General features: G+C 50.7%; 6 protein-coding genes. 3 read left to right on the forward strand and 3 right to left on the reverse strand.

Going from position 1 to position 5,560, the window contains the following annotated elements; genetic code table 11:
* Positions 1–216: 216 nt before the first annotated feature.
* Together purU and ACW14G_RS22040 are read right to left on the reverse strand one after the other, a co-directional pair.
* Positions 217–1,059: a formyltetrahydrofolate deformylase gene (gene purU, locus ACW14G_RS22035; protein WP_163448661.1), complete on the reverse strand. Its 843-nt coding sequence runs from the start codon at positions 1,057–1,059 to the stop codon at positions 217–219.
* Positions 1,060–1,107: 48 nt separating this feature from the next.
* Entirely contained in the window at positions 1,108–1,566 is a 459-nt protein-coding gene (locus ACW14G_RS22040) for a YchJ family protein (RefSeq protein ID WP_249023313.1), read from the reverse strand.
* 113 nt (positions 1,567–1,679) lie between these two features.
* Here ACW14G_RS22040 and rssA point away from each other — a divergent pair, with 113 nt between their 5' ends.
* The 3 genes from rssA (at position 1,680) to galU (ending at position 4,922) form a co-directional block, all read left to right on the forward strand.
* On the forward strand, positions 1,680–2,591 hold the full coding sequence (gene rssA, locus ACW14G_RS22045) for a patatin-like phospholipase RssA (RefSeq protein ID WP_167575717.1): 912 nt from the start codon (positions 1,680–1,682) through the stop codon (positions 2,589–2,591).
* 91 nt (positions 2,592–2,682) lie between these two features.
* A complete protein-coding gene (gene rssB / locus ACW14G_RS22050) occupies positions 2,683–3,696 on the forward strand; it encodes a two-component system response regulator RssB (protein WP_249023191.1) in 1,014 nt (337 codons plus the stop codon).
* A 317-nt stretch (positions 3,697–4,013) separates the two neighbouring features.
* Positions 4,014–4,922, forward strand: a complete 909-nt coding sequence (galU, locus tag ACW14G_RS22055; protein WP_249023192.1) for a UTP--glucose-1-phosphate uridylyltransferase GalU — start codon at positions 4,014–4,016, stop codon at positions 4,920–4,922.
* 162 nt (positions 4,923–5,084) lie between these two features.
* Here the strand turns inward: galU and hns are convergent, their stop codons facing one another.
* On the reverse strand, positions 5,085–5,498 hold the full coding sequence (hns, locus tag ACW14G_RS22060; RefSeq protein ID WP_064545023.1) for a histone-like nucleoid-structuring protein H-NS: 414 nt from the start codon (positions 5,496–5,498) through the stop codon (positions 5,085–5,087).
* Positions 5,499–5,560: the final 62 nt, after the last annotated feature.

The raw sequence follows: 5,560 nt of genomic DNA on the forward strand, positions 1-5,560 counted from the left end.
TCGATGACGGCAGATTTACAGTCTGCTCCCTTTGGCCGCTCGGGAACCCCACCACTGGGGTAATGCTTGGTTTTACTGGCCTGCTTCCTTCTCGGGAAGCGGGGCGCATCATATCAAATGACGCGCCGCTGTAAAGCATTCGTTTATCGAAAATGAACTGTTTGCCTGCTTTTTATCCGCAACGGGTTAAAGCTAATCAATTCATTTCGCTAACGATTAAAGAATAATCGTGCGATTACCATAAACGAAAACGCGTTGCGCCAGCACCTGATACAGCGCACGGCTCAGTACATTTTTCTCGACGTCACGACCGGCTCGCATCATGTCTTCTGCCGTATAGGTGTGATCGACGTGAATAACGTCCTGCATGATGATTGGACCTTCATCCAGGTTATCGTTCACGTAGTGTGCGGTCGCACCGACAATTTTCACGCCGCGCTCGTAGGCCTGATGGTACGGGCGGGCGCCAATAAACGCCGGCAGGAATGAATGGTGGATGTTGATAATCTTGTTCGGGAAACGGGCGACAAACTCAGGCGTCAGCACGCGCATATATTTCGCCAGCACTACGTAGTCAGGCTCGTGTGCTTCGATGGCATCGGCCATTAATTTATCGTGCTCTTCGCGAGCCAGCCCTTCATGACTGACCAGCTGGAACGGAATACCAAAACGTTCAACCAGCGTACGCAGAGTCTCGTGGTTACCGATGACGGCGGCAATTTCGACATCGAGGCCGCCGTAGTTGGCTTTCATCAACAGATCGCCAAGGCAGTGCGCCTCTTTCGTCACCAGAATAACGATGCGGCGGCGTCCCGCAGGATTCAGCTCGCGTACGGAACCTTCCGGCAGCGCGCTGTCTAAATCTGCGAGCAGGGTGGCGTCGTTGAAGATGCCTTCCAGTTCGGTACGCATAAAGAAACGTCCGGTGCGGTGGTCGACGAATTCATTGTTCTGCACGATGTTCAATTCGTGTTTGTAGCAGATGTTGGTGATGCGCGCGATCAGGCCTTTCTGGTCAGGGCAGATGGTGCGTAGTACTTTTCGTTGAATGGAGTGCATTGCCGGGTAAATCCTGTTGATGATGTTTGCGAAGCTGTTGTCAGGCGTTTATTGCCCACAGCATTTTTTAAATTTTTTCCCTGAACCGCAAGGGCAAGGGTCGTTTCTGCCAATCACTGGCCGCGTACCGTCAATATAGTACCACTGACCGTTTTCTTTTAAGAATCGCGAACGCTCAATGATGGCGCCATTTTTGTTATGTTCACGAAAACGAGCGACAAAGCTGACAAAACCTTCATCCGCGTTGCGGCCATCGTCGGTGGCGAATACGGTCAGCCCTAGCCATTCGGTATGGGCAAAACCGTTATGAATATCATCACGAAACGCGGCAGCCTGACAGCTGGGATGCCAGGTTTTGACCAGATAATCTGCATCCTTCTTCACGAAGGCGCAATAGCGTGAGCGCATAAGGTGTGATGGGCTCGGTGCGACTTCGTTGCCGGACAGATAACGCTGGCAACATAAGCTATACTCGAGGGCGCTCCCACAGGGGCAAAGTTCAGACAAAGCGATCTCCCTGAAACGATAAATTAACGGCGACGTTACGCCTGATTGCACTATGGTAACCGAGCGATGGGGATGATACCACGCCAGAAGCAAGAGGATGTTCATCGGTCACAATGAGAAAGATTAAAATTGGCCTGGCGTTAGGTTCAGGGGCGGCGCGGGGCTGGTCGCATATTGGCGTGATTAAAGCGCTGCAGAAAATGGGTATAGAGATTGATATCGTTGCCGGGTGTTCCATCGGTTCGCTGGTGGGGGCGGCGTACGCCAGCAATCAACTTCCGGCGCTGGAGAAGTGGGTCTGTTCATTCAGCTATTGGGATGTGCTGCGCCTGATGGATTTGTCATGGCGTCGGGGCGGGCTGCTGCGCGGTGAACGCGTCTTTAATCACTATCGGCAGATTATGCCGAACGACACGATCGAACAGTGCGAGCGTCGTTTTGCGGCGGTTGCGACTAACCTTAGCACCGGCCGTGAACTGTGGTTTACCGAAGGTGATCTGCATATGGCGGTTCGCGCATCGTGTAGCATACCGGGGTTGATGGCGCCGGTGCAGCATAACGGTTATTGGTTAGTGGATGGCGCGGTCGTTAACCCGGTACCGGTTTCGTTAACACGTGCGCTGGGGGCTGACATTGTCATTGCGGTCGATTTGCAACACGACGCACACCTTATGCAGCAGGATCTCCTGTCCGTCAATATTCAGCCCGATGGAGAGATGAATGAATCGCCAGATGAGCTATCATGGCATGAGCGCCTGCGCGCCCGTTTGGGACGTGTCGCTTCTCGCCGGTCGGTGGTTGCGCCCACAGCAATGGAAATTATGACAACGTCCATCCAGGTGCTGGAAAATCGGCTCAAACGTAACCGCATGGCGGGTGACCCGCCGGACATTCTGTTACAACCGTTTTGTCCCCAGATTTCAACTCTGGATTTTCATCGAGCTTCATCTGCAATAGCCGCGGGTCAACAAGCGGTTGAAAAAAAGACAGATGAGCTGCTGCCTTTAGTACAGAGTTCAACTTAAGGCATTTTTTTCGACTACTTCAGCAAATTCTGAAAGGCGATTATCACAATAGCATGCCACTATTTAGATATCGTCGGGCAGGGGAGATATCATGACGCAGCCGTTGGCGGGAAAACAGATTTTGATTGTCGAAGACGAACCGGTTTTCCGCTCACTTATGGATTCATGGCTTTCGTCGCTCGGTGCACACACGCTGCTTGCTCAGGACGGCGTTGACGCGCTTTCGCAGATGGAAAGCCAAAGACCCGATCTGATGATATGTGACCTGGCAATGCCGCGCATGAACGGCTTACAGCTGGTCGAACATCTGCGCAATGCCGGCGATACGCTACCCATTCTCATCATTTCCGCGACCGAAAATATGGCTGATATTGCCAAAGCGCTGCGCCTTGGCGTTCAGGATGTGTTATTAAAGCCGGTTAAAGATTTGAACCGGCTGCGTGAAACGGTTTTGGCCTGCCTTTATCCCAATATGTTTAATTCCCGGGTGGAAGAAGAAGAGCGGTTATTTGAAGACTGGGATGCGTTGGTGAACAATCCCGCGGCGGCGGCAAAGCTTTTACAAGAGCTACAGCCGCCGGTGCAGCAAAGAATATCGCACTGTCGGATAAATTATCGCCAGCTGATGTCGGTCGACGCCCCCGGTTTAGTGTTGGATATAGCGCCACTGTCTGAGCACGATTTGGCATTTTATTGCCTGGATGTTACCCGCGCGGGCGATAATGGGGTACTGGCGGCATTATTATTGCGTGTGCTCTTTAATGGTCTCTTGCAAGAACAGCTGGCACATCAAGGTCAACGCCTACCCGAATTAGGCAGTTTGTTAAAGCAGGTCAATCAGCTATTGCGTCAGGCCAATCTTCCCGGACAGTTTCCGTTACTCGTGGGTTATTATCATAGCGGGTTAAAAAATCTCATCCTGGTCTCTGCTGGTTTGAACGGCACATTAAATACCGGCGAACATCAAATACAAATAAGTAATGGCGTACCGCTGGGGACGTTAGGTAACGCTTATCTCAACCAAATAAGTCAGCGTTGCACTTCCTGGCAGTGCCAGATTTGGGGAAATGGTGGTCGTTTACGCTTAATGTTGTCTGCGGAATGAGCAAACGCATTTTTTTACAGGGATAGCTTTAACGGCTTTTCTGCCGTGGTGCTACTATCTGGCAAATTGATGTGGATATACTCGTCATACTTCAGCGTGCTGGTGCGTTGAACGGACCCGTTATCTTCGGCGGCGGTGATTAACGTCAGCGCGGGGTTTATGGGCAGCGCTCTTCCTTCAGTCCGACTTTCGAGTATAAATCTTAATTCGAGGTCATCGCGTCCTTTTCAGAGCAGCCTCAGTAGGTTGTGATGATATACTCGACGCGTTATTAATAAACGAGCAAGTTCAAAGTTTGAACAGTTCAGGAGATTTGAATGGCTGCCCTAAATTCGAAAGTTAAAAAGGCTGTTATCCCGGTTGCCGGATTAGGTACAAGGATGTTGCCTGCGACTAAAGCAATTCCAAAGGAAATGTTGCCGCTGGTCGATAAGCCTTTAATTCAGTATGTCGTGAACGAGTGTATCGCAGCTGGTATCACTGAAATTGTACTGGTTACCCATTCTTCCAAGAATTCTATTGAAAACCACTTCGACACCAGCTTTGAGCTTGAAGCCATGCTGGAGAAGCGCGTCAAACGTCAGCTTCTGGAAGAAGTACAGTCTATCTGCCCGCCGCATGTCACCATTATGCAAGTTCGTCAGGGGCTGGCAAAAGGTCTGGGCCACGCGGTGCTGTGCGCGCATCCTGTCGTTGGTAATGAGCCTGTCGCGGTCATCCTGCCGGACGTTATTCTTGATGAATATGAATCCGATCTGAGCCGCGATAACCTGGCTGAAATGATCGCGCGCTTTGACGAAACGGGCTCAAGCCAGATCATGGTTGAGCCGGTTGCTGACGTTACTGCCTACGGTGTGGTCGATTGCAAAGGCGCGACCCTGAACCCGGGCGATAGCGTGCCGATGGTTGGGGTGGTTGAGAAGCCGAAAGCCGACGTTGCACCGTCTAACCTCGCGGTTGTGGGACGCTACGTCCTGAGTGCAGAAATCTGGCCATTGCTGGCGAAAACCCCTCCAGGCGCCGGTGATGAGATTCAGCTGACTGATGCTATCGACATGCTGATCGAAAAAGAGACCGTGGAGGCCTATCACATGAAAGGCAAAAGCCATGACTGTGGTAACAAGCTAGGGTATATGCAGGCGTTTGTGGAATACGGCATCCGTCATAATACGCTGGGTGAAGATTTCAAAGCGTGGCTGCAAGACACGCTGGGCATCGCGAAGTAATATCGTGAGGACGAAAAAGCCGGGGAAACCCGGTTTTTTTATTTTTAAATAACACGAAAGGATAAAAAATGAACGAGCTTGTGCCGATGTGTTATCAAGCTGGTGGTAAAGGTCCAGATATAAAAAATCCCGCCGTAGCGGGATTTTTACACAGCGTGAGGATTAATCCTTGATCAGGAAATCGTCCAGAGATTTACCCTGCTCATCCATCGCTTTTTTGATTACTGCTGGGGTACGGCCCTGGCCAGTCCAGGTTTTGGTTTCGCCGTTTTCATCAACGTAGCTATATTTAGCAGGACGTGCAGCGCGTTTCGCTTTGGTGCCAGTCTTGGCAGCAGCCATGCTATTCAGCAGTTCGTTCGGATCAATACCGTCAGCAATCAGCATTTCGCGGTATTGTTGCAGTTTACGTGTGCGCTCTTCGATTTCTGCCGCAGCAGCATTTTCTTCTTCACGACGTTCGTTAACAACAACTTCTAATTTTTCCAGCATTTCTTCAAGCGTTTCAAGGGTGCATTCTCTTGCCTGCGCACGAAGAGTACGGATGTTGTTCAAAATTTTAAGTGCTTCGCTCATTGTAGTAATCTCAAACTTATATTGTGGGGTGGTTTGTTGAACTAATAATAGAGCGATAAAAT

This window comes from Kluyvera sp. (genome assembly GCF_965301105.1).